Genomic DNA, 1,228 nt, shown 5'->3' on the forward strand with positions numbered 1-1,228 from the left:
GGCAGTTACAGCTTCGACCCATCCCACGCCAGCTACCAACATCTATCCCAAGGCCAGACTGAGACGCTCACCATCCCAGTCACAGTGACCGACAGCGCTGGGGCCAGCAGCACGCAGAACCTGACGATTACGCTCACAGGCACCAACGATAGCGCCAAGATCAACGACCATGGAACACCCGGTCAGATCAAAGAAGACCAGCATACTGCCATAGAAGGCAATCTCAGCGTCAGCGATACAGACAGCGGTGAAAGTGTGTTCTCCAATCAAGAGGGGAGCAGTCTAAACGGCTACGGAAACTTTATTTTGACCCCGCAAGCCAATGGCCAAGCTTATTGGCGCTACACAGCCAATCACACTAAGCTCGCGATCCAACAGCTGAATGAAGGTCAGATTCTACATGACAGCTTCACCGTACACAGCGCCGACGGCACCACTCACACGATTACCGTCGATATCGTCGGCACGAACGATGCGCCAGTGCTCACGGCGCAAAGTCAATCGGTCAGCGAAGATGGCACCAAACTCAGCGGGCAGATGGTGGCTACCGATGTGGATACCGGCGACACACTTACCTTCAGTCTCGCCAATTCGGTAGATGGCTTTACGCTCAACGCCGATGGCAGCTACAGCTTCGATCCATCCAATGCGGCTTATCAACACCTTGCCGCTGGCCAGACTGAGACGCTCACAATCCCCATCACAGTCACCGACAGCGCTGGCGCAACTAGCACTGCGAATTTGACGATTACACTCACAGGCAGCAACGATGGCGCCGTCATCAGCGGCACAGATGCTGGCACGGTCACCGAAGACACCCAGCTCACGACCCAAGGCCAACTCACGGTCACCGACATCGACGACCAGGAGTCAGCCTTCACGGCGCAAGCGAACACCGCGGGCAGCTACGGCTGCTTCACGCTGGCGACCGATGGCCATTGGACCTACACGCTGGACAACAAGAACAGTGCGGTTCAGGCCCTAGGTCAGAACGCCACACTGACCGACAGCCTGACCGTGCAGTCGGTGGACGGCACAACCCACACCATCACCGTCACCATTAACGGCCATGATGACGGCGCCGTGATTGCTGGCGTGGACAGTGGCACCGTCACTGAAGACGCCAACCTGTCAGCAAGCCAGCTCGAAACCCATGGACAACTGACGATCAGCGATCCGGATGCAGGCCAAGACCATTTCACCTCACAAACCAATGTGGCGGGCAGTT

At 57.2% G+C, this 1,228-nt stretch carries 1 protein-coding gene; it reads left to right on the forward strand.

From position 1 onward, the window contains the following. The coding region (locus SHEWPOL2_RS21995) for a VCBS domain-containing protein (RefSeq protein WP_037431800.1) at positions 1 to 1,228 on the forward strand (1,228 nt) is incomplete at both ends.

It is taken from the genome of Shewanella sp. POL2, assembly GCF_000282755.1.
In the GTDB taxonomy this organism is placed as follows: Bacteria; Pseudomonadota; Gammaproteobacteria; order Enterobacterales; family Shewanellaceae; genus Shewanella; species Shewanella xiamenensis.